This window comes from Pseudomonas thivervalensis, assembly GCF_001269655.1.
Taxonomy (GTDB): domain Bacteria; phylum Pseudomonadota; class Gammaproteobacteria; order Pseudomonadales; family Pseudomonadaceae; genus Aquipseudomonas; species Aquipseudomonas thivervalensis.
On sequence record NZ_LHVE01000006.1, the window covers coordinates 316,227 to 337,737 of the forward strand.

General features: G+C 62.2%; 15 protein-coding genes. 3 read left to right on the forward strand and 12 right to left on the reverse strand.

Annotated features, from left to right (window positions below; genetic code table 11):
• Positions 1-57: 57 nt before the first annotated feature.
• The 9 genes from AD659_RS07330 to AD659_RS07365 form a co-directional block, all read right to left on the reverse strand.
• Positions 58-315 (reverse strand): hypothetical protein, encoded by a 258-nt coding sequence (locus AD659_RS07330; RefSeq protein WP_053119754.1) that lies wholly within the window; start codon positions 313-315, stop codon positions 58-60.
• Complete coding sequence (locus AD659_RS07335) at positions 312-515, reverse strand: hypothetical protein (protein ID WP_053119756.1); 204 nt, start codon at positions 513-515, stop codon at positions 312-314. Before AD659_RS07335 ends, AD659_RS07330 begins: the two co-directional genes overlap by 4 nt.
• Before the next feature lie 113 nt (positions 516-628).
• Complete coding sequence (locus tag AD659_RS30340) at positions 629-754, reverse strand: hypothetical protein (protein ID WP_256207078.1); 126 nt, start codon at positions 752-754, stop codon at positions 629-631.
• A gap of 173 nt (positions 755-927) precedes the next feature.
• Positions 928-1,107, reverse strand: a complete 180-nt coding sequence (locus tag AD659_RS07340) for a hypothetical protein (protein ID WP_053119758.1) — start codon at positions 1,105-1,107, stop codon at positions 928-930.
• A gap of 156 nt (positions 1,108-1,263) precedes the next feature.
• The gene (locus tag AD659_RS07345; RefSeq protein WP_053119760.1) at positions 1,264-2,439 is read right to left on the reverse strand and encodes a lactonase family protein; all 1,176 of its coding nucleotides are present in this window, start codon (positions 2,437-2,439) and stop codon (positions 1,264-1,266) included.
• Positions 2,426-2,722, reverse strand: coding sequence for a DUF5629 family protein (locus AD659_RS07350; protein ID WP_053119986.1), 297 nt, complete (start codon positions 2,720-2,722; stop codon positions 2,426-2,428). Before AD659_RS07350 ends, AD659_RS07345 begins: the two co-directional genes overlap by 14 nt.
• 224 nt (positions 2,723-2,946) lie before the next feature.
• Positions 2,947-4,527, reverse strand: coding sequence for an aldehyde dehydrogenase (NADP(+)) (locus tag AD659_RS07355; protein ID WP_053119763.1), 1,581 nt, complete (start codon positions 4,525-4,527; stop codon positions 2,947-2,949).
• Positions 4,528-4,540: 13 nt separating this feature from the next.
• Positions 4,541-5,533: an AraD1 family protein gene (gene araD1 / locus AD659_RS07360; RefSeq protein WP_053119765.1), complete on the reverse strand. Its 993-nt coding sequence runs from the start codon at positions 5,531-5,533 to the stop codon at positions 4,541-4,543.
• 210 nt (positions 5,534-5,743) lie between these two features.
• On the reverse strand, positions 5,744-7,066 hold the full coding sequence (locus tag AD659_RS07365; protein WP_053119767.1) for an MFS transporter: 1,323 nt from the start codon (positions 7,064-7,066) through the stop codon (positions 5,744-5,746).
• Between the two features lie 193 nt (positions 7,067-7,259).
• On the opposite strand from AD659_RS07365, the gene AD659_RS07370 reads away from it, so the two are divergent.
• The 3 genes from AD659_RS07370 (at position 7,260) to AD659_RS07380 (ending at position 14,819) form a co-directional block, all read left to right on the forward strand.
• Complete coding sequence (locus tag AD659_RS07370; protein WP_053119768.1) at positions 7,260-8,996, forward strand: IlvD/Edd family dehydratase; 1,737 nt, start codon at positions 7,260-7,262, stop codon at positions 8,994-8,996.
• A gap of 276 nt (positions 8,997-9,272) precedes the next feature.
• Entirely contained in the window at positions 9,273-9,992 is a 720-nt protein-coding gene (locus tag AD659_RS07375; RefSeq protein ID WP_053119770.1) for a FadR/GntR family transcriptional regulator, read from the forward strand.
• Between the two features lie 126 nt (positions 9,993-10,118).
• Positions 10,119-14,819, forward strand: a complete 4,701-nt coding sequence (locus AD659_RS07380) for a dermonecrotic toxin domain-containing protein (protein WP_053119772.1) — start codon at positions 10,119-10,121, stop codon at positions 14,817-14,819.
• Between the two features lie 202 nt (positions 14,820-15,021).
• Here the strand turns inward: AD659_RS07380 and AD659_RS07385 are convergent, their stop codons facing one another.
• From AD659_RS07385 to pepN, 3 genes are all read right to left on the reverse strand, one after another.
• Entirely contained in the window at positions 15,022-17,397 is a 2,376-nt protein-coding gene (locus tag AD659_RS07385) for an efflux RND transporter permease subunit (protein ID WP_053119774.1), read from the reverse strand.
• Positions 17,398-17,440: 43 nt separating this feature from the next.
• Entirely contained in the window at positions 17,441-18,493 is a 1,053-nt protein-coding gene (locus AD659_RS07390) for a WD40/YVTN/BNR-like repeat-containing protein (protein ID WP_053119776.1), read from the reverse strand.
• A gap of 358 nt (positions 18,494-18,851) precedes the next feature.
• Positions 18,852-21,509 (reverse strand): aminopeptidase N, encoded by a 2,658-nt coding sequence (pepN, locus tag AD659_RS07395; RefSeq protein ID WP_053119778.1) that lies wholly within the window; start codon positions 21,507-21,509, stop codon positions 18,852-18,854.
• Positions 21,510-21,511 lie beyond the last annotated feature (2 nt).

Below are 21,511 nucleotides of genomic sequence, written 5' to 3' on the forward strand. Positions count from 1 at the left end.
TCTGCTGCGCAGCCGAGCGGGAGCAAGCTCCCTCGCCACGAAAGCTCGACAACCTGCTCAAGCCGCGGCGCTGCACATGCGCACGCTGGCGCAATCAATTTGAAACGGCCCAAACACCGCCACCCTTGGCTTGGCCGGCGGATTCCCCACCAACACTCCCAATGCCCGGGCGGTGAGGATGTTATGGGCGATGTTGTGATTGCATTCGATCGTCCGCGCCAATGACCCCGCCGACGCCTGCCCCATTCCGAGTAATGAAAAACCATTGGTGATAAATGCCAGGAAGGCGATCACCCAGAATTTGCACCTGCTCATGCCCCGGCGGCTCCTTTCACTGCGCCCTGTTCAGCAGCGACAACGGAGACTTGATGATGGCCAAGAGTGGAAGCTTGCAGGGAGGTTTCAACGGCGCCCTGATACTGGGCTCCAACACTGACCAGCAACACCAATGCCACATAGAAACCAATGGCTATGTAGGCGCCGTGTTTGGCAGAAGAAAGAATTGCGCTGGCCATGGGTTCTCCGTGGGCATGTTTGAATGCCCACAGGATCAATCAAATAAACCGCTATGAGTAGCGACCAATATGCATAGTCACCATCAGTTTTATTGATTGATAGAAAGCCCCTCTCAGTCGCTCAGCAAGCTCAACAATCGCTCACGAGCAACTTCCAGCTCACCGGGAACGGGCTGGGCAGCCGAGACAATTGGTGTGGAATAGAGGAACAGCAGCATCACTGCCAGACGCATCGCCATGGTGTCGATCCTTATTGGTAAGGAGTCAATTAACTAGCGTCAAATTTAAACACATGGCTATGTGATATCACAATGAGGATTTTCAACCCTACGCACGAAGCCTGCGATCTTTTCTCTCCCCTGGCATCCAGGCAGGAAACGAAAAGATCGCAGGCTTCAGTGATTGGCGTGGTTCAGTGTTGGGTCTTGTGGTCCAGCGCGGCATAGAAGTTAGCGCTCCGTTGCAGGTATTTCTCGGTGTAGCTCTGGGTACGGTTTTTCTTGTCGCTGATCTCGATGCTGGCACTGGCTGGCAACGCCACGGTGGCGGAGATGGCGGAAGCGGCGATTACGGAAAAAAGATTCAGGTTCATGGCGGTAGTCCTCGGATTCAGTTGGCTGATTTGCCCGGTGGGGCCGTGAAGCAAACTTACGCGCCGAGGCGTCTCGTCTTGAAATGCTTTGTAATACTAGCGACTATCAGTCTCGTTGATACAACGGTGAAGGCCCCGAAAATCGGGGCCTTCGCGTTATTGACGAACCAGGAATTTCACATCGCTCGGCGCATCCATGGGCAATTTCTGAACGGTCTTGCCCAGCAGGCCGGTCGTTGGATCGCGCTCCATGACCACGATCTGGTTGCTCTTCTGATTGGCGACCAGGACGAATTTTTCGCTTGGATCGAGGCTGAACTCCCGGGGGTGATCGCCCTCGACGGAGCGTCGCTGCACCTCCTTCAAGGTGCCGGAGGCCGGGTCGACAGCGAACACCAATATTTCGTTGGTGGTGCCACGATTGCTGACGTACAGGAACTTGCCGTCTCTGGAAGCATGCAACGCTGCCGCTGCTTTACCCGGCTGGGGCTTTGCGTCGGCCAGAGCGACCAATTGGCGCTGGGTCAGGCGACCCTCCTGGTAATCGAATACCGCGACCTGCGCGGTCATCTCCATCGTCAGCCAGGCGTGCTTGCCGTCGCCACTGAACAACAGATGACGCGGCCCGCTGCCCGGCGGCAACTGCACGAATGGCGGATCGGCAGGCGTCAGCGGCAGCTCGGGGTTGGCCTTGGGGTCGTAGCGGTAGACAAACACCTTGTCCGCCCCCAGGTCATTGGCGAACACATATTTGCCGTCCGGGGACGGCACCGCGGAATGCACATGGCCGGACTTCTGCCGCTCGGGATTGACCCGACTCGGCTGATGGCTGCCCGACTGCACCACTGGCGCCAGCTTGCCATCCGCCCCCACCGGCAGCACCACCAAGGTGCCGCCCGGGTTTTCCAGGACGGAATAGTTACTGACCAACAAATGCTGGCCGTCGTGGCTCAAGCTGGAATGGGTCGGCTCGTTGCCCAGGGACTGCACCTGGTTGATCAGGCTGACGGCATGGGTCTTCGGGTCGATGGCGTAGCTGCTGACCTTGCCCACCGGGTCTTTCTGGCCCGGCCCGTTTTCGTTGACCACGAACAGCCGGGTCATGTCCTTGGACAGGGTCAGCCAGGAGGGGTTGTCAGCCTTGATCACTTGCAACGGGTTCGCGTCGATCTGGCCGGTACGGCTGTCGAACTGCAACCGGTAGATGCCTTGGCTCTGCCCGGCGGTGTAGGACCCCACCAGCAACTGCTGACGGTCTTCGGTGTCCGCCTGGACGCCCATGGCGCCCACGCTGCCGGCCATCAACAGCGGCCAGAGACTACGCATTTTCATCTTCGTCGTCCTCATCGTCGTGGCCGCTGGTGGCCTCCACGCACTCCAGGTGGTGATCACCCGAATCGCTGGTGATGACCCAGTGATTGCAGGTTTTATCGAAGGTCGCGGCCTGCATCTGCGCCGGAGTGAAACGCCAATGCTCGCGGGTGCGACCGTTCATGCACTCGACGTGCAACTGGTCTTGCTCGTCGAGGGAAAAATCGAACGCATGCAGCTTGTCGATGATCAGCATGTCGCATTTGTGAAGGGCATCGAGCAGGGTGTCGGTTACGGCAGTCATGGTGATCAGTCGGTCATTGGGAAAGCCTGCATGATAACCCAATGTCAGAGTGAGCCTTGGGCCATAAGGTTCGAAAGCCATGTTGCCTGACAGACCGCTATCGCGAGCAGGCTCGCTCCCACAATTGGATCTGCGGCGAACACACCTTTCGTATTCACCAACGATCCCCTGTGGGAGCGAGCCTGCTCGCGATGGCGGCAGTCAATTGAACGTCAATGGAACTGTCAGAGCGCCTCGCGCCCCGGCACCCCATCCACCAACCGCTGGATCCCCAGCGGGTTGGCGTTCTTCAGCGGCTCGGGCAGCAGGCTGTCCGGGTAGTTCTGGAAGCACACCGGACGCAGGAAGCGATCGATCGCCAGTGTACCCACCGACGTACCACGAGCATCGGACGTCGCCGGGTATGGCCCGCCGTGCACCATCGAGTCACACACCTCCACCCCGGTCGGATAACCGTTGAGCAGGATGCGACCAACCTTCTGTTCCAGCAACGGTGTCAACTCGCTGAACCGTTCGAAATCCGCCGGTTCGCCGATCATCGTGGCTGTCAGTTGGCCGTGCAGGCCGTTCAGCGCGGCGGTCAGTTGCGCCTGGTCGGCGACTTCGACAAACACCGTGGTCGGGCCGAACACTTCTTCTTGCAGCGCCTCGTCACCGTTGATCAGCAGGCTGGCGTCGGCCTTGAACAACTGCGGCTGGGCCTGGTTGCCCTGTTGCTCGCGCCCGGCCAGGTGTTCGATGCCCGGGTGAGCCAACAGTTTCTGCAAGCCCTTGCCGTAGCTTTGCAGCGTGCCGGCGTTGAGCATGGTCTGGGGCGCCTGGTCGCCGATCAGCGCAGCCACCTGCTGGGTGAAGGCGCTGAACTGCGGCGAGCGAATGCCGATCACCAACCCAGGGTTGGTACAGAATTGACCGCAGCCCTGCACCACCGAGGCGGTCAAGTCGCGCGCGATGCTCTCGGCGCGGGTTTCCAGCGCCTGCGGCAATACGATCACCGGGTTGATGCTCGACATCTCGGCGAACACCGGGATCGGCTGCGGTCGTGCGGCCGCCATGTCGCACAGCGCACGGCCGCCCCTGAGGGAGCCGGTGAAGCCCACGGCCTGGATCGCCGGATGCTTGACCAGCCATTCGCCGACGCCACCGCCGTAGATCATGTTGAACACGCCGGCCGGCATCGAGGTTTTCTCCGCCGCGCGAATGATCGCATCGGCCACGTGCTCGGCGGTCGCCATGTGGCCGCTGTGGGCCTTGAACACTACCGGGCAACCGGCCGCCAGGGCCGACGCCGTGTCGCCACCGGCAGTGGAAAATGCCAGGGGGAAGTTACTGGCGCCGAACACGGCAACCGGGCCCAGGCCGATGCGGTACTGGCGCAGGTCCGGACGCGGCAACGGCGTGCGCTCAGGCAAGGCGCGGTCGATGCGCGCGCCGTAGAAATCACCCCGGCGCAAGACTTTGGCGAACAGGCGCATCTGCCCGCTGGTACGACCGCGCTCACCCTGGATCCGTGCCGCCGGCAAGGCGGTTTCACGGCAGACCACGGCCACGAAGTCATCGCCCAAGGCATCCAGCTCATCGGCAATGGCTTCGAGGAACTCGGCCCGGCGCACCGCGCTCAGGCTGCGGTAGGCTGGATACGCCGCGGCGGCAGCCTTGGCGGCGGCGTCGACTTCTTCGGTCGTGGCCTGGACAAATTCATGGGGCAAGGCCTCGCCAGTGCTGGCGTCGACGCTCTGCAGGCGAGTCTGGCCGGCCGCGCTGCGCGCCCCACCGATGTAGTTGTGGCCAAGGATCTGGTTCATCGCAAGTCTCCTTTCAAAGTGTGCCGATAGTACCCGGATTGAACACCGCGTCCACCGGGGCAATGCCGTTGACCAGCGGCGCGCCGAATTCAGCCTGGCTGATTTCGAACACATCCCCCGGCTGCGTGCGGATGCCATCGGCGAACGACAGGGTCGCGGTGCCGAAGAAGTGAACGTGGACGTCCCCCGGGCGCAGGAACTGACTGTACTTGAAGTGGTGGAACTCCAGGTTTTCGAGGCTGTGGCACATGTTCGCCTCGCCACTGAGGAATTCGTTCTGCCACAGCACTTCGCCGTTGCGCAGGATACGACTGGTCCCGGACAGATGTTGAGGCAATTCACCCACGCGAAGTTCCGGGCCGAAACTGCAACTGCGCAGTTTCGAATGGGCCAGGTACAGGTAATTCTTGCGCTCCATCACGTGGTCGGAAAACTCGTTGCCCACGGCAAAGCCCAGGCGATAGGGCTTGCCGTCGTGGCCGATGACATACAGGCCGCTGATTTCCGGCTCTTCGCCGGCGTCTTCGGCAAAGGGCGGCAGCGGGAACGGATGGCCCGGGCGGACCACGATGCTGCCGTCGCCCTTGTAGAACCATTCCGGTTGCACGCCGGCCTGCCCGGCCTGGGGTTTACCGCCCTCCACGCCCCACTTGAAGATGCGCATGGTGTCGGTCATGGCCGCTTCGTCGCCGGCCTGCTGGTGCATCTTGTCCCGGGCCGAGGCACTGCCCAGGTGGGTCAGGCCGGTGCCGCTGACCAACAGGTGCGCCGGGTCCGGGTGATCCAGTGGCGGCAGGATGCGCAGCTCACCGAGCAACCGGGCATAGTCATGGCTCGCCCCCAGGCCCAGACCGTTGACCTGCTGCTCAAGCTTCACGCCCGCTTCGATGGCCGCCAGCGCCAGCTCGCGCACGGTACCGGCGCCCTGCACTTCACGCACCTGATCGCCGTCGACCACACCGACGCGGCGTTCGCCGTTACTCAATTCGAACTGAACTAAACGCATGGGTTTTCTCCCTGTAAACAAAACTTGAATAGGCGTAGCAGGCTTTTGTTGTGTAGGAGCTGCCGAAGGCTGCGATCTTTTGATCTTTCGCTCAGGACTCAATTGTCTGGAACAAGATCGCAGCCTCGTTGCACTCGACAGCTCCTACACGCAGTCGAGCGGGAGCAAGCTCCCTCGCCACAAAAGCGCTCTTCCACAATTGCAATAAGTTCAGGTACGCGTCGCCCCGCGGGCACTGGCGGCGAACTGGTCCGCCGGCAACACATGCTTGCGCTCCAAAAGGCGATAGACCACGCCGGTCAACACCAGGCCGAACACCATCACGCAAGACAGGAAATACAGCCCCGAAGCCAGGTTACCGGTGTACTCCTTCAGCGCACCGATCACGAACGGGCCGATGTAGCCGCCCAGGTTGCCCACCGAGTTGATCAGCGCAATGCCCGCCGCCGCACTGGCGCCGGCAAAGAACCGTCCCGGCAAGGTCCAGAACACCGCCGTGCAGGAAAACAGCGCGAACGCCACCAGGCACAGCGCGGCCAGTTGCAACACCGGCACCGACAACCAGGCACTGAGGAACAGACCGATGGCACCCAGTACGTACAACACGGCCAAGTGACCGTAGCGGTCGTTCAAGCGGTCGGAACTGCGGGGAATGATCAGCAGGCCGACGATGCCGAAAATGTACGGCACCGACGACACGAAACCGGTCACCAGATCGCTGCCGCCGAACTGCTTGATCAGCGTCGGCAACCACAGGCCCAGGCCGTAGATGCTCAAGGTCACCGGCAGATAGAACAGCGCCAGCAGCAGAACACGCTTGTCCTTGAGGGCATGCAGCGGATTGCCGTGGCGGGTCTGGCCGTATTCCTGCTGGTCCTTTTTCAACTCACCGGACAGCCAGTCCTTCTCGGCCTGGTCCATCCATTTCACCTGTTGCGGGCCATCCGGCAGGTAGCGCAGCACCGGCCAGGTCAACAGCACCGCCGGCAGGCCGATGACGATGAACAGCCACTGCCAGCCGTGCAGGCCGAGGATGCCGTCCATGCCCAGCAAGCCGCCGGACACCGGGCCGGTGATCATCATCGCGATGGGTTGGGAGAGAATGAACAGGCCCAGGATCTTGCCGCGATGGCGCACCGGGAACCACTGGGTGATGTAGTACAGCACGCCCGGGAAGAACCCGGCTTCGGCCGCACCCAGCAAAAAGCGCATCACATAGAAGCTGTGAGGCCCCTGGACGAAGGCCATGCCGATGGTGATGGCGCCCCAGGTGACCATGATCCGAGCGAACCAGCGCCGGGCACCGAAGCGCTCCAGCATCAGGTTGCTGGGGATCTCCAGCAGGAAATAACCGATGAAAAACAGCCCGGCACCCAGGCCGTAGGCAGCGTCGCCGATGCCGATGTCGGCCCCCATGTGCAGCTTGGCAAAGCCCACCGCGGAACGGTCCACGTAGGCGATCAGGTACAGCAGGATCAGGAAGGGAATCAGTTTCAGCGTAATGCGGCGAATAAGCCGCAATTCCTGGCTCATGGGACCGGTCTCCGATTGTTGTTGTTATGGAACCTCGGGGGATTTCTCTCGCGCATGACCGCCAGGACAACCCCTCCGTTGAATCGGACTATATAGTAATACTATTTACCCAACAACACTTCCAAACCGCACAAATTGCGCTTATGTTACGCTTCAGCTAGAACAATATAGTCATACAATAAGAGAATCGATCATGTCTGATAAGAAACCCTCCCTGCGCTCGGCCCAATGGTTTGGCACCGCCGACAAAAACGGCTTCATGTACCGCAGCTGGATGAAAAATCAGGGCATCGCCGACCATCAGTTCCACGGCAAGCCGATCATCGGCATCTGCAACACCTGGTCGGAGCTGACGCCGTGCAACGCGCACTTCCGGCAAATTGCCGAGCACGTCAAGCGCGGCGTGATCGAGGCCGGGGGGTTCCCGGTGGAATTCCCGGTGTTCTCCAACGGCGAATCGAACCTGCGCCCCACCGCCATGCTGACCCGCAACCTGGCGAGCATGGACGTGGAAGAGGCGATTCGCGGCAACCCGATCGACGGCGTGGTGCTGCTCACCGGTTGCGACAAGACCACCCCGGCGCTACTGATGGGCGCTGCCAGTTGCGACGTGCCGGCCATCGTTGTCACCGGTGGGCCGATGCTCAACGGCAAGCACAAGGGCCAGGACATCGGTTCGGGCACCGTGGTCTGGCAATTGAGCGAGCAGGTCAAGGCCGGCACCATCACCATCGACGATTTCCTCGCGGCCGAGGGCGGCATGTCCCGCTCGGCCGGCACCTGCAACACCATGGGCACGGCCTCGACCATGGCCTGCATGGCTGAAGCCCTCGGCACTTCCCTGCCCCACAACGCGGCGATTCCGGCCGTGGACGCACGCCGTTATGTGCTGGCCCACATGTCCGGCATGCGTGCCGTGGAAATGGTCCGTGAAGACCTGAAGCTGTCGAAGATCCTGACCAAGGAAGCCTTCGAAAACGCGATTCGAGTCAACGCGGCCATCGGCGGCTCGACCAACGCGGTGATCCACCTCAAGGCCATTGCCGGACGCATCGGCGTGCAACTGGACCTGGACGACTGGACCCGCATTGGTCGCGGCATGCCGACCATCGTCGACTTGCAACCGTCCGGGCGTTTCCTGATGGAAGAGTTCTACTATGCCGGCGGCCTGCCCGCCGTGCTGCGACGCCTCGGCGAAGCCAACCTGATTCCCCATCCGAACGCCTTGACCGTCAACGGCAAGAGCCTCGGCGACAACACCAAGGACGCACCGATCTACGGCCAGGACGAAGTCATCCGCACCCTGGACAACCCGATCCGCGCCGACGGCGGTATCTGCGTGCTGCGCGGTAACCTGGCGCCGCTGGGCGCGGTGCTCAAGCCTTCCGCCGCCACGCCTGAGCTGATGCAGCATCGCGGCCGGGCCGTGGTGTTCGAGGACTTCGACGAGTACAAGGCACGGATCAACGACCCGGAACTGGATGTCGACGCCGACTCGATCCTGGTGATGAAAAACTGCGGGCCGAAGGGTTACCCGGGCATGGCTGAAGTGGGCAACATGGGCTTGCCGGCCAAGCTGCTGGCCCAGGGCGTGACGGACATGGTGCGGATTTCCGACGCACGCATGAGCGGCACCGCCTACGGCACAGTGGTGCTGCACGTGGCACCGGAAGCCGCCGCCGGCGGACCTTTGGCGGCAGTGAAGGAAGGCGACTGGATCGAGCTCGATTGCGCCAGCGGCCGCCTGCACCTGGACATCCCGGACGCCGAACTCGCCGCGCGCCTGGCCGACCTCGCGCCACCGCAACAACTGCTGGTGGGTGGCTATCGCCAACTGTACATCGACCACGTCCTGCAAGCGGACCAGGGTTGTGACTTCGACTTCCTGGTCGGCTGCCGCGGCGCCGAGGTGCCTCGCCACTCTCACTGACCCGCTATGAGGAGCTGTGTAGGAGCGGTGTAGGAGCTGTGTAGGAGCTGTCGAGTGCAACGAGGCTGCGATCTTTCCCAATACACTTGAATCTCAAGCGAAAGATCAAAAGATCAAAAGATCAAAAGATCGCAGCCTTCGGCAGCTCCTACACAAATCCAGCGGGACCAATCTCTGGCCACAAGGTCACCAGCCCCAAGGGTTTGACCTGATGAATATCCGCCGCGCCTGCTATCATGCGCAGCACTCCCCTCGCACAGGATCGCGCCGCGCCCCATGGATTACCGCAAACCCTCCGACCGCAAAAGCATGCACGCGCGCATCGTCCAGGAACTGGGCATGCAGATCGTCTCCGGGCGTTTCAAGCCGGACGACAAACTGCCCGCCGAAGCCTTGTTGTGCGAAGAGTATGCGGTCAGCCGCCCGGTGCTGCGCGAAGCCACGCGGGTGCTGGTCGCCAAGGGCCTGGTGTATTCGCGCCCGCGGGTGGGCACGGTGGTCAAGGCCCGTCGGGAATGGCACATGCTCGACCCGGATGTGCTGCATTGGCTGATGCAGAGCAGCCCGCAGAATGAATTTTTCAACCTGCTGACCAGCGTGCGCAGCATCATCGAACCGGCCGCCGCCGCCCTTGCCGCACAGTTCGCCGACGAGGCCGACATCGCCGCCATCCGTGAAGCCTACCAGCGCATGGAAGCGGCCCCGACCCCCGAGGCCGTGCTGCAACCGGACCTGGACTTCCACAGCCGCATCGCCGATGCCACCCACAACGACCTGCTCGCCAACCTCTGCAACATGTTGTCGGTGGCCATCGCCGAAGCCCTCAAGCACTCCAACCAGCGGCCCAACCTGCATGAGCTGGCGATGCCGCGACACAAGGCGATCCTCACCGCCATCGAGAACCGCGACGCCCTCGGCGCCCGCCATGCCACGCTGGTGCAACTGGACGATGCCCGCAGCGCACTGAATGTGGTGCTGGGCAGCGATCCCGCCTGATCCATCCCAGATACCACGCCCCGCGCTCGTCCAGGTGGTAGGTATGTACCACCCACACGGAATAGAGGAGTCGATACTTTTCTCGTCGTCATTCAGACGGCCATGAAATTATGAAAAGGACTTCTCATGACCGCCCTCCCCACAGCTGACACTGCCGCCGCATTGGCACAACGGGTCAGCCTGCAATTCGCCAGCCGCCCGACCTTCGAACAGGTCGCCCAACGCATGCTCGAACAAGCCCTCAAGGAAAAATACCCCTGGCTGGCCCTCGACCTCGCCAAGACCCAATTGGCAACGCCAGACGTGGTCGGGCGCGGTTGGCACTTCCGACCGTTCATGGCGTGGGTCCTCGGTTACCTGGCCTTGGGCACACCTCTGGATCTGAGCCCGCAAGGCAACCTGGATTACTACCTGTCCGAAAACGTTCCCCACCGCCTCTGGTCAGGCAACGAAAAGCTGGACATGAACGTCATCGAAAAAGTGCTGCTCGAACTGGCCTGGAGCGTGCCGATCGGGCTGAGTGAGGCACTGACCCGCTACTGGAGCGACGACATCGATGCAGGCCCGCCAACCGAGGCGAACAACAACATCAGCCGCTGGCAATGGCTCAGCGACACCCTCAAGAACCTGCTGCATATCCGCGCACTGCGACAACCCGGTCTCACCGATCCGGCACGTGAAGCCCTGGATCAGATGATCCGTTGGCCAGACCGTGGCCGACGCCTGCGTGACAACCGCCAGGCGCCGGTGTACGCCTACAGTCTGGAGACCCAGGTTACCCAAGGCACCTCCAGCACCCTGCTGATCGGCAGCGACATCCTCCTGGTCCGCACCACCGCGGACGCAACCGTCTTCCTGTTATGCAGCCCCGGCAGCGCCGTACGCGCCTTCACCTCCCTGGAAGCGTTCAACCAACATTGGGGCGAACGGATCGCCAGTCGATACCTCGTCGACACCGTTACCTGCCAACGCTACGAGATCAGCGGCAACGCCTTCGAGATCCAGGCGGCCATGCTGCTGGAACAGCAACTGGCCGACCTCAAGACCGTACAACTGCCCGCTCGGATCGGTCTGCACGACCTGAAAAAGCTCTACAACGAATTGAGCGACCCGGCCCGCGCGCTGCTTGATGCCCCACGCCTCACGCCCAAAACCTCAGCCCAACTCGAACCGCTGCTACCCAAATGGCTGCAACAGGCCTCCATCGTCGACCAGACCACCTTCCAGCACCACAGCCTGGTACTGGCCAGCGCCAAGAAACGGCACCAGGGCCAAACCTTTCTCAGCGACATCAAGGACATCAAGGCTTTCACCGCCGATGCCCTGTTCAAGCGCCTGCAACAAGCCAACGACAGCAGCGCGGACAAGGTGCCGTCCAACCGATACCCACCCGACGATGTGGTGCTGACCTTCACCGTGTCCGCAGGGTATCCCGGTACCGTCGGTATCAGCGAAAAACGGAAAATGAGCCTGACCGACCTGGCCATCCGCAACCTCGTCGCCCGGCCAAGCGGCAGCGTGACCCTCAGCCATCGCCTGGGCCTGGCGCTGCCTGCATGGCTGACGCCGGACTATGTCACCCGCCGGGACGGGTTGATCGAGCAGGTCGACATTGGCACCACCTACCCTCGTTACCTGCAAGACAAGCTGCTCGGCGATTCCCCCCTGGCGCAGCGGCGTCGACAGATGTTCGCCGAGCAGATCCCGGCGCAATTGGCGCTGGAGGCGTTGAAGCAGGTGCTCGCCCATGAAAACGGCATGACTCGCAAAGGCCTGCGGCTGATGGAAGCCGTCCTGCAAACCGACGCGCACGACCAACAGGTCGACGGACATCCGGTGGTCATGCGCCACCTGGCCTTGCTGCGCAAGCCCCAGGCCCACCCCGATGTCGTGACGAACATGTTCATTGTCGAGCCGCAAGACATCACCACCGGCCCGCATGTGCTGTACCGGCCGCTGCATGCGCCGACGTTGCGGGAGTTCCCCACGCGCCAGGCCTTGTTGCAGGCCATCGCCAGCGCCGGGGAGCTGCAGGACAGCGTCCTGACCTGGCTGTCCGACGCTGCACGCCCGGTGTATGCCAATGGTGGCTTCCTTGAGCCGCGCATCGTGCGGTTTTTTCCCGGTGACGAGTTTGAGCGGCCCGACAAACCCGTCCCGGCGACGCTCGCCACCGACGACAGCCACGACGAACTGCTGCAATCGCTGCAAAGCGGCCAACTCATGCAGTACCTCTATGGCTGCAATGCCCTGGCGCTGGTCACCCAGGCCGACCGGGCCTCGGTCTCCAACAGCGAGAGCCGCTGGGCGGTGTTGCTCGAGGGTGGCAGCCTGTTGTTCAACACGCTGCTGTTTCCCTTGCTGCGGGGCCCGGCCATGACCACCGTCTGGCTATGGAACCTGATGGCCAGCGCTCGGAATGACATCCCGGCCCTGGGCAGCGACGACCCGGTGACGCGGGAACTCGCCACCGTCGATCTGCTGGTCAACCTGGCCCTGCTGGTGAGCCAGTTTCCCGCCGTCGAGGTGCCGGTTCGCGCCGCCCTGCCGGAATCGATCAAGGCCCAGGCGATGCGTCCCCCGCTACCACGTGCGATCCCCGGACAATGGCCAGCGCCGGCCTTGCCAAGCATTGTCGAAGGCCCCGTTGCCTTGCCTGGCGCCCACGCCGAAGCCGCCAGCCGGGTCCTGGACTTCAGTTTCGCCAACCCTCGTCACCGCCTGACGCCGGAACAACACACCCGCCTGCTGCGCTTGCAGGCCACGCGCCCGACTGCACTACCCGACCCGGTGAGCTACGGGCCTTACAAGGGCCTGTACGTGATCGACAACACCTGGCACGCCGAAGTCGACGGCGCCCTGTATCGAGTCAGCCCGGAAGAGGATGGCAGCGCAACCATTGTCGATCCGCTCGACCCGAGCAAAAACGGTCCGGCGCTCAAATCGGATACCCAGGGCCACTGGTCCCTCGACCTGCGTCTACGCCTGCTCGGCGGTGCGCCCCCCAAGCGCCTAGCGGCGCTGAGTCGTCTGAATACCCAGCGCAGCTTCGAATTGACCACGGAACTGAACCGGCGCATTGCCCAGGACGCCGATCTGCAAAAAGCCGTGGACGTCGCCCAGCAGGTCATGACGCGCCTTGAGGAAGGCCCCTACACCGAGGCCCAGCGCGCGCCGAAACGCAAAGTCTTCCATGACCTGCTTCAAGAGCAGACCGACCTCTATGTGAGCCTGGTCAACAGCGCACCCGAACGGGCCAGCCTGGGTATCGCGCTGGCGCCTAAATTCATGCGCGGGCTGCTGGAAAACGTGGTGAACAATGGCCGTAAAGCCTTCCTGGTAACGCAAAAGGATTACATCGCCGCCAATGACGCCCATCCCCATTTCCTGGGAGAAGATAACGTGGAAGCGGCGCTCACCGATCACCTCGAGAGCTACTTGCAGTTCCTCGATACGTTGAGTGACATCCACGAACGTGCGGTCCATTGGCTGAAACTCAAGGACGACTACCTGGATCGGCTGTTGAACTTCGATGACGCTGGCGCGGCAGCGTTCGAACGGCTGACCAAAGACCGCCCGCTGGATGAAAGAAATGTCACCGGCAGCAGAGTCCTGCTGCTGGGCACACTGCCGCTCCTGTCGGTCAAACACCCCGTCTCCGACTTTACCGACAGCCTGCTGCGCATCGTCAAGCCACTGGGGGAACACATGCGTTCCCAGGCTGAGCTACGCCTTTACGAGCTGTCGCCCTCGGAACAGCTGGCGGTACTGGAAAGCCTGACCGAGCACTATGGCAAGGCCTTGGATGGCTTGCAGGGGCTGAAGGTCCTCTATGCCGACGACCTCAACGAAGGCTATTTCGACCGGCTGGTCAAACTGGTCGACAGCCTTTACCAGGACGCGTCCGGGAGACTGGCCGCGGAACTCAAACCCGAGCCCAAACCACGCAAGCGTGCACCCAAGCACCCCAAGGTATCCGCCGGGCGTCCGCAGAAAAAGGTGATCAAGACCCGCCACCGCGGTGTCTTGATTGGCGACCTGAAACCGGCCGGCACGACCTTGCCGATTGAAGTCGTCGAGGTGCGCTCCGAAGCCAATGACGAGGTGATCGCCACCTATTCGCGCCATGACGACGTCTGGGACGTGGTCGAGGTACGCCGACCGACGCCGGCCCCCAAGACGCGATCGCTCAAGGCGATCAAGGCCGATGCGCGAAAGATCCTCGATGAGTTGGAAGGCCGCCTACGCCACGCTGAAAGCTACAAGAAGCACTGCCGCCATCCTCAGGAAATCGAGGAAATCATGAACAATGAGGCGGACCGCTTCCGCGCTCTCGCCGCCGAACTCGACCGGGCCTTCAGCGCATCGCCAACCACGCGCACGCCGGCCGATCAGGCGCTGGGCAAGCAGCTGTCGGACGCCATTTCCAGGCTGACCACCAAGGGCAGCGCCTTGCGCACCGAGTTGAGCCTGCAATTGCCGCCCACCGATGGCAACCTGCGGTTCCTGTTCGAGAAAAACCTGATCCAGGTCGCGCTGCTCGGCAAACGCAAGGCCTTGAAAGGCGAGCGCAAGGATTTCCTCCAGGAGTACGCCGTCAACGACCGGGATGGGTTTCCCCTCTGGTATGCGCACTTCCACTACGAAGCGGCCGACACACCGAAAGCCGACTACAGCGTCGCGCACCTGAAAACCAAGGAACAACGGCGGGAACACTACCATTCGCTGATCGCCAAGGCGGATAGCCCCTACGCGGTGGTGAATGTGCATCGAGGACAGATCGGCAAATCCTTGGCCCACGACAAGTTCCTGCCGTTGGCGCCCTGATTGTTCAATTCAAGCGGGGGACTCATCGTGGCGAGGGAGCTTGCTCCCGCTGGGTTGCGAAGCAGCCCTTTCTTTTGTGAGCGCTGCGCACTCAAGCGGGAGCAAGCTCCCTCGCCACAGGGGCCGTGTTTGGGCTGAAAACCTGTGGGAGCGAGCTTGCTCGCTCCCACATGGGTTTGCCACTAGGGCTGTGCTGCGCCCATCAATGCGCAAACAACGAATTGCCCTTCTGCCCCGCCAGCTTCTCGGGCTTGATCAGGAACCGCGCCAATGCCGGCAGCAGCCACAGCGCACCGAACATGTTCCACAGCAGCATGAACGTCAGCATCAAGCCCATGTCCGCCTGGAACTTGATGGCCGAGAAGATCCAGGTGCACACGCCGATGGCCAGGCACAACCCGGTGAACAGCACCGCCTTGCCAGTGGATTTCAGCGTCTGGTAGTAGGCCTCCTGCAACGGCAGCCCGGCCCGCAGGAAACTTTCCAGGCGGCTGTAGATGTAGATGCCATAGTCCACGCCGATCCCCACACCCAGGGCCACCACCGGCAAGGTCGCGACCTTCACGCCAATGCCCATGAACGCCATCAGGGCGTTGCCCAGCACCGACGTCAGCACCAGCGGCAGCACGATGCACAGCGTCGCCGCCCAGGAACGGAAGGTGATCATGCACATGGTCGCCACGCAGATGTACACCAGGATCAGGATGGTCAGCTCCGATTCCTTGATCACTTCATTGGTGGCCGCCTCGATGCCGGCGTTACCGGCGGCGAGAATGAACTCCAGGCCATCGCGGTTGTTGTCCTTCGCGAAGTCCTGCACCGCCTTCACCGCGCGGTCCAGGGTCTCGGCCTTGTGGTCGTTGAGGAACACCAGCACCGGCGCCAGGGAACAGCTGTTGTTGTACAGGCCATCGGCCCGGGCGATGGAGTTGTTCAACACGTCGGGGTTGCGCGACAGGGTTTCCCATTTCAGGTTGCCCTCGTTCATGCCCTTGATCATTTGCTTGGACACGGTCACCAGGGAAATCGCCGACTGCACGCCCTCGGTGTTCTGCATCTTCCACATCAATTCGTCGATGGGGGCCATGGCTTCATAGCGCGAGCAGCCTTCGGCCTTTGTCTTGACCATCACCACCAGCACATCGGAACTGGTGGAGTAATTGCTGATGATGAAATTGTTGTCCTGGTTGTAGCGCGAGTCCGGACGCAATTCGGGCGCGCCCTGGTCCAGGTCGCCGATTTTCAGGTTCTGGCTGTACCAGAGGCCACCGCCAAAGGCGATCACCGCCAGGGCAATGGACACCGGCGCGACCTTGGCGCTGGCGAAGTTCGACAGCAGGCGCCAGAACGGATGTTCGCGGGTCGCGTCTTTCTTGCTCCGCTCGACCGCACGCTTGCTGATGCCGGCGTAGGAGATCGCCACCGGCAGCAGGATCAGGTTGGTGAACACGATCACCGCCACGCCGATGGAGGCGCCGATGGCCAGTTCGCGAATCACGCCGATGTCGATGATCAGCAAGGTGATGAAGCCCACGGCGTCCGCCAGGATCGCGATCATCCCCGGCAGGAACAACTGGCGGAAGGTACGCCGCGCCGCCGTCAGGGCGTTGTCCGCCTCGCTGGACTGCAGGGCAATACCGTTGATTTTCTGCACGCCGTGGGAAATGCCGATGGCGAAGATCAGGAACGGCACCAGCATCGAGTACGGATCCAGGCCGAAACCGGCCGCATGCATCAACCCCAGTTGCCAGACCACCGCCACCAGGGTGGTGGTCAACACCGCCACGGTGCTGCGCATGCAGTTAGTGAACCAGTACAGCAGGATCAGGGTAATGACGAAGGCCACGCCGAAGAACAGCACCACCATGACCAGGCCGTCGATCAGGTCACCGACTTTCTTGGCGAAGCCGACGATGTGGATTTGCACATTCGGGTTCTGGGCTTCGAACTTGTTGCGTATCTTGTCTTCAAGCTCGTGGGAGAACTTCCGGTAGTCGAGGGCGAGCAATTTGCCCTGGTCCTGCGGGTCGGGATAGGACTCCAGCAACGGGATGTCGATGATGCTCGATTTGAAGTCGTTGGCCACCAGGCGCCCGACCTGGCCGGACTTGAGCACGTTGTTGCGCAGCAGGTCGAGGCTGTCGGCCGAGCCGTTATAGCTCTGGGGGATCACCTCGCCGCCGGCGAAACCCTCCTCCGTCACTTCGGTCCAGCGCACGCTGGGGCTCCACAACGACTTGAGCCCGGAACGGTCGACACCGGAGATGTAGAAGACTTCGTCGTGGATCTGGCGCAGGGTCTCCATGTATTCCTTGGAGAAGATGTCGCCATTGGTGGCTTCCACGGAGATGCGCACCGTGTTGCCCAGGTTCGCCAGGTCGTTACGGTGTTCGAGCATCTTCTGGATGAAGGGATGCTCGAGGGGGATCATTTTTTCGAAACTGGTGGAGGGGCGGATCAGCGTGGCCTGCCAGAACAGGAAAATGCTGACCAGCAGGCAAATGACGATCACTGCCGGGCGGTTGTTGAAAATCAGGCGCTCGAGGAACGTCGCCTTGTCTTGGTGATGACTGCTCATGGGGTCCGCCTTCTTGTTTTTATGCCCGTCTCGCAGGCCTGACTCATTTGCTCAGTTCGGCGCCGGTGGACGTGGTGGCGCGCACGCCGCCTTGCCCTGCCAGGATCAGGTTGCCGTTGCCTGTCGCCGTGACGGCCGCCACGGAGATTCGGTCCGGGCGGTTGAAGACGCTGAAGGTCTCGCCGTCATCGGTACTGCGCACCACGCTGCCGCCGTTGCCGACAATCACGATGGAGCCGTCCGGCAACAGCGTGGCGCCGGACAGGCCGAATTCCAGCGTCCCACGGGCGGCCTTGAGCTCGACCTGCTCCCAGGTGCCGCCAAAATCGGTGGAGCGGTACAGGTTGCCGCGCAAGCCATAGGCCAGCAGTGTCGAAGGTTGAGCGGTGCCGATGACCCCGAACAGCGAGCCTTCGTACGGGCCTTCGACCTTTTCCCAGGTCTGGCCCCAGTCGGCAGAGCGAAACATGCTGCCGGCCTCGCCGACAATGAACAGCCCGGCGTCTTTCACCGCCGCGATCGCGTTGAGGTGGAACTGGTCTTCGTTTTCGAGGCGGTCGCTGGCGTCTTCCCAATGCTTGCCGCCGTCCGTGGTCTCGTAAAGCGCGCCATACGCACCCACGGTAAAACCATTGTTGGCGTCCTTGAACCACACATCCAACAGCGGCGCTTCACGGGTGAGGTCTTCGAATTGCTTGGTCCAGGTGCTGCCGCCGTCATCGCTGGCGAGGACCTGCGCGTCGTGCCCCACCGCCCAGCCGTGTTTGTCGTCGACGAAAAAGACTGCGGTGAGCAGTTGGCGGGTCGGCACCTTGGCCTGGGTCCAGGACGAGCCCTGGTCGTCGGAATAGACAATGTGCCCACGATCGCCGACCGCCACCAGGCGCTGGCCGGCATGGACCACATCGAGCATCAGGGTTTTGCTGGCCTTGGCCGATTCAACGGAATAGATGACATCGGACGTTGACGCCGCAACGGCCATCACTGGTGCCGACAACACCGCAGAGCCCAGCAGCGAGAGCGCCGAAGCCAGCAACGCGATTCTGCGCAGCATCGGCGGCCGGCAGCGGCCCACAGCCATGACAGGCTCATTCATAGACCTTTCCCCCATTATTATTGTTATGGCTTGGTACGTTGCCGGTCCTGGAGCATAGTCCTGAAACCTGCAATCTAGAGCCACTTCGGAAGCTGACCTATCCTATCGGGCTTTCGAAAGGTCTGACAATCGACGCCGCGTTATCTTTTGTTAACCGGGGGGGATATCGATCAAGGGTGAATCAGAAGACATTCGTGAGGGTGATGGATGTGGCGAGGGAGCTTGCTCCCGCTGGCCTGCGAAGCAGGCCTGATCTTGATTCGTTTCGCCAGTGAAGGCACGTAAACCAAGAAAAGGGAGTCCTTCGGCCTCCAGCGGGAGCAAGCTCCCTCGCCACGAAAGGCAATGCGCAGCCCAGTCACGCCAGGCTCTTGCTCACTACCTCGAACACATCGGCGGAAAGCCCGCCGGAGGCCAGGATGCGCTCCAGCTCGGCCTTCATCAGCGCCTGGCGGGCGCTGTCGTATTTGCGCCAGCGGGTCAGCGGGGCCAGTTGCCGGGAGGCGATCTGCGGGTTGAAGCCATTGAGCTGGATGACCAGGTCCGCCAGGAAGCGATAACCCGAGCCGTCGGCGGCGTGGAAGTTGATCAGGTTCTGCCCGGCAAACGCACCCACCAACGCCCGCACCTTGTTCGGGTTCTTGATGTTGAACGCCGGGTGCTCCATCAATGCCTTGACCCGTGCCAGGCCGCCCGGCAACGGGCTGCCGGCCTGGACGCTGAACCATTGGTCCATGACCAGCGGGTTGCCCTTGAAGTTTTCCGCGAACACTTCCAGGGCCTTGGTCTTCTCGGCTTCGAACGACGAGTTGACCAGCACCGCCAGCGCGGTCAGGCGCTCGGTCATGTTGTCGGCAGTGTCGAATTGATCCAGGGTCGCGCTCAGCACCTCAGGCTTGCCGGTCAGCATCAGGTACGACAGCGCGATGTTCTGCAGCGCGCGGCGGGCGAAATGCTCGGCCTCGGCCACGTATGGCGTGCGTTTCGACAGGTCGCGATTGGCTTCATAACGCAGCCACAGAGCTTCGAACAGGTTTTCGGCCAACTGCTGGCGGGCGAACTCACGGGCGGCATGGATCGCCTCGACGTCGGCCACTTCGCTGATTTCCGTCAGGTAGGCTTCGCTTGGCAGCGAGAGCATTTCCGCGACCATGGCCTGGTCCAGGGATTCGTCCGACAGCACGCTGCGCAGCGCACTGACCAGGCGCGGATCCAGCGTCAGCGTCGCGCCCTGCTGATGCTGGGCGATCAGTTCCTGCAACACCTGCACCGACAACTGCTGGCCGGCATCCCAGCGGTTGAAACCATCGCTGTCGTGCTGCATCAGGAACATCAGTTGATCGCGGTCGTAAGGGAAGCTCAGTTTCACCGGCGCCGAGAAACCACGCAGCAACGAAGGCAGGGGCTGTTCGGCGACGTCGACGAAGGTGAAGGTCTGCTCGGCCTCGGTCACCGAGATCACTCGGGACGTACCGTTTGCCGCCGCTTCACCGACCAGGCGCAACGGGATCTCGGCGCCCTGGCTGTCCAGCAGGCCCAGTTCCACGGGGATCACGAACGGCAGTTTTTCCATCTTGTCCGGGGTCGGCGGGCAGCTCTGGCGGAACGTCAGGCTGTAGGTCTTGGCCGCAGCGTCGTAGGACTCGCTCACCGCCAGCCGTGGCGTGCCGGCCTGGCTGTACCAGCGCTTGAACTGGGCCAGGTCGACACCGTTGGCATCTTCCATGGCCTTGATGAAATCGTCGCAGGTCACGGCCTGGCCGTCGTGGCGCTCGAAGTACAGGTCGCTGCCCTTGCGGAAACCCTCAGGCCCCAGCAAGGTGTGGATCATGCCGACCACTTCCGAGCCCTTTTCGTACACGGTCAGGGTGTAGAAGTTGGAGATCTCGATAAAGCTGTCCGGACGCACCGGGTGGGCCATGGGGCCGGCGTCTTCGGCGAACTGGTGGGTGCGCAGGTACGCCACGTCCTGGATGCGCTTGACGGTGGCCGAGTTCATATCGGCCGAGAACCCGGCGTCGCGGAACACCGTGAAACCTTCCTTGAGCGACAGTTGGAACCAGTCGCGGCAGGTCACGCGGTTGCCCGACCAGTTATGGAAGTATTCGTGGGCAACGATCGCCTCGACCCGCTGGTGCGCAGCATCGGTGGCGGTTTCGGCGCGGGCCAGCACGGCACTGGAGTTGAAAATATTGAGGCCCTTGTTCTCCATGGCGCCCATGTTGAAGTCGTTGACCGCGACAATCATGAAAATGTCCAGGTCGTACTCGCGCCCGTACACCTCTTCGTCCCAGCGCATCGACTTCTTCAGGCTGGTCATGGCGTGCTGGCATTTGTCGATGTTTTCCGGCTCGACATAGATGCGCAGCGCCACGCTGCGCTCGCTCAGGGTGGTAAAGGTGTCTTCGACGCACCACAGGTCACCGGCCACCAGGGCAAACAGGTAGGCCGGCTTCTTGAACGGGTCTTCCCAGGTCGCCCAGTGCCGGCCGTCTTCGCCGGGGCCGCTGGCAATCGGGTTGCCGTTGGACAGCAGCACCGGATAGCTGTGCTGCTCGGCCACCACGGTGGTGGTGAACTTGCTCATCACATCCGGGCGGTCGAGGTAATAAGTGATCTTGCGGAACCCTTCGGCCTCGCACTGGGTGCAGAACATGCTGCCGGATTTGTACAGGCCTTCCAGGGCGGTGTTGGTCTCCGGGTGGATCCGGACGGTGGTGTCGACCGTAAAGGCCTGGGCCTTGGGGTGCACGGTCAGGTGGCTGTCGTCCAGTTGATAGTCGCTCGGGCTCAGGTCGGCATCGTCGAGCTTGAGCGAGACCAGTTCCAGGTGCTGGCCATCGAGCACCAGCGGCGGCAGCCCGGCGCCGCGCTCGGGGTTGCGGCGCATCACCAGTTGCGCATGGACCAGGCTGTGGTCCTCGAACAACTCGAAGGTCAGGTGTGTTTCGTCGATCAGGTACTCGGGGGCCTGATAGTCCTTGAGGTAAATCATCTTCGGTTGTTCGGTGCGCATGG

Excerpts from the sequence above, each read along its gene's own strand:
- AD659_RS07330 (WP_053119754.1), bottom strand. The coding sequence starts at position 315 with ATGAGCAGGTGCAAATTCTGGGTGATCGCCTTCCTGGCATTTATCACC.
- AD659_RS07335 (WP_053119756.1), bottom strand. The coding sequence starts at position 515 with ATGGCCAGCGCAATTCTTTCTTCTGCCAAACACGGCGCCTACATAGCC.
- AD659_RS30340 (WP_256207078.1), bottom strand. The coding sequence starts at position 754 with ATGGCGATGCGTCTGGCAGTGATGCTGCTGTTCCTCTATTCCACACCA.
- AD659_RS07340 (WP_053119758.1), bottom strand. The coding sequence starts at position 1,107 with ATGAACCTGAATCTTTTTTCCGTAATCGCCGCTTCCGCCATCTCCGCC.
- AD659_RS07345 (WP_053119760.1), bottom strand. The coding sequence starts at position 2,439 with ATGAAAATGCGTAGTCTCTGGCCGCTGTTGATGGCCGGCAGCGTGGGC.
- AD659_RS07350 (WP_053119986.1), bottom strand. The coding sequence starts at position 2,722 with ATGACTGCCGTAACCGACACCCTGCTCGATGCCCTTCACAAATGCGAC.
- AD659_RS07355 (WP_053119763.1), bottom strand. The coding sequence starts at position 4,527 with ATGAACCAGATCCTTGGCCACAACTACATCGGTGGGGCGCGCAGCGCG.
- araD1 (WP_053119765.1), bottom strand. The coding sequence starts at position 5,533 with ATGCGTTTAGTTCAGTTCGAATTGAGTAACGGCGAACGCCGCGTCGGT.
- AD659_RS07365 (WP_053119767.1), bottom strand. The coding sequence starts at position 7,066 with ATGAGCCAGGAATTGCGGCTTATTCGCCGCATTACGCTGAAACTGATT.
- AD659_RS07370 (WP_053119768.1), top strand. The coding sequence starts at position 7,260 with ATGTCTGATAAGAAACCCTCCCTGCGCTCGGCCCAATGGTTTGGCACC.
- AD659_RS07375 (WP_053119770.1), top strand. The coding sequence starts at position 9,273 with ATGGATTACCGCAAACCCTCCGACCGCAAAAGCATGCACGCGCGCATC.
- AD659_RS07380 (WP_053119772.1), top strand. The coding sequence starts at position 10,119 with ATGACCGCCCTCCCCACAGCTGACACTGCCGCCGCATTGGCACAACGG.
- AD659_RS07385 (WP_053119774.1), bottom strand. The coding sequence starts at position 17,397 with ATGAGCAGTCATCACCAAGACAAGGCGACGTTCCTCGAGCGCCTGATT.
- AD659_RS07390 (WP_053119776.1), bottom strand. The coding sequence starts at position 18,493 with ATGAATGAGCCTGTCATGGCTGTGGGCCGCTGCCGGCCGCCGATGCTG.
- pepN (WP_053119778.1), bottom strand. The coding sequence starts at position 21,509 with ATGCGCACCGAACAACCGAAGATGATTTACCTCAAGGACTATCAGGCC.